Source organism: Streptomyces sp. NPDC048479 (assembly GCF_040651435.1).
In the GTDB taxonomy this organism is placed as follows: domain Bacteria; phylum Actinomycetota; class Actinomycetes; order Streptomycetales; family Streptomycetaceae; genus Streptomyces.
Genome location: NZ_JBEZKA010000124.1, coordinates 1 through 1,334 on the forward strand (window position 1 = coordinate 1; position 1,334 = coordinate 1,334).

1 protein-coding gene is annotated in these 1,334 nt (G+C 67.9%); it reads left to right on the forward strand.

The window, feature by feature from the left end:
- Positions 1 to 242: 242 nt before the first annotated feature.
- A complete protein-coding gene (locus AB0D12_RS41335; RefSeq protein WP_362695267.1) occupies positions 243 to 1,316 on the forward strand; it encodes an IS110 family transposase in 1,074 nt (357 codons plus the stop codon).
- Positions 1,317 to 1,334 lie beyond the last annotated feature (18 nt).

Here is a 1,334-nt window from a genome sequence, read left to right on the forward strand (position 1 = left end):
ACAACTGTGAGACTCCTGGAGTGCCGTCGGGGGCCGGAGCCTGACCCGTGCGACAACTGGCCACAGTTGCCTTGGAGTAGATCTGTCGGCTTCCGGCCCCCTGCGGCGCTCGCTGCCGCCGGCCCGCTGGACGTGTCCCGATAGGGGCTTTGCTGCACAAAGCACCGTCACAGTTCTGACCGCCCACCGGACCGGCGTCGGCCACCAGCCCCAGTCCGAGGAGCCTTGTGACCGTCACCAGCATGCCCCAGCCCAAGCTGCCCACACAGCATGTCCCGGATCTGGCAGAGGATGTGATCTTGGGGGTCGATACCCACAAGGACGTCCACGTCGCGGCCGTGATCACCACGCTGGGAGCCTCACTCGCCCACCAGGAGTTCCCCACCACCGCTGTCGGATATCGCCAACTCATCGCCTGGGCAGGGTCGTTCGGCATACTGCGTCGTGCCGGTGTCGAGTGCACCGGATCTTACGGGGCCGCACTGACCAGGGCTCTGAGCCGGGCGGGCATCGACGTCGTCGAGGTGAACCAGCCCGACCGAGCCACCCGGCGCAAGCGCGGCAAGACCGATGCCATCGACGCGGACGCGGCAGCTCGCGCCGTCCTGTCGGGACGCGCCACGGTCACCCCCAAGACCGCGGACGGCCCTGCGGCGGACATGCGCGTCCTGCGGCTGGCCAAGGAATCGGCAATCAAGGCCCGCACCCAGGCGATGAACCAACTCAAGGCCGTCCTGCTGGACATCGACCCCGACCTGCGCGATCTGCTCACCGGCCTGACCAACCCGGCTCTGGTCGCTACCTGCGCGGCACTCGTAGACGAGCGGGGCGAGGCAGTCTTCACGATGCGCCTGCTCGCCATGCGGATCCAGCACCTGTCCGCGGAGGTCAAGGAGCTGACCCGCCGCACCACACGGGCCGTCCGCTCCTGCCGCCCTCAGATGCTGGACCTGGTCGGCGTCGGCCCCGACAGCGCCGCCGTCCTGCTCATCGCCGCAGGTGACAACCCTGACCGCCTAACGGACGAGGCATCCTTCGCTGCCCTGTGCGGCGTCAGCCCGGTCGAGCAGTCCTCCGGCAAGACCCAGCGCCGGCGCCTGAATCGCGGTGGCAACCGGCAGGCCAACGCCGCCCTCTACCGCATCGTGATGACCCGCATACGATGGGACGAACGCACCCAGGCTTACCTGCAACGACGCACCGCCGAAGGCATGTCCAAGCGCGAGATCATCCGCTGTCTCAAACGCTACGTGGCCCGCGAGCTCTACCGGCACATTCAGCCTCCGACGGCCACACAGGCACCTTCAGCCGCTTGACGAAACATAGGGGCATCT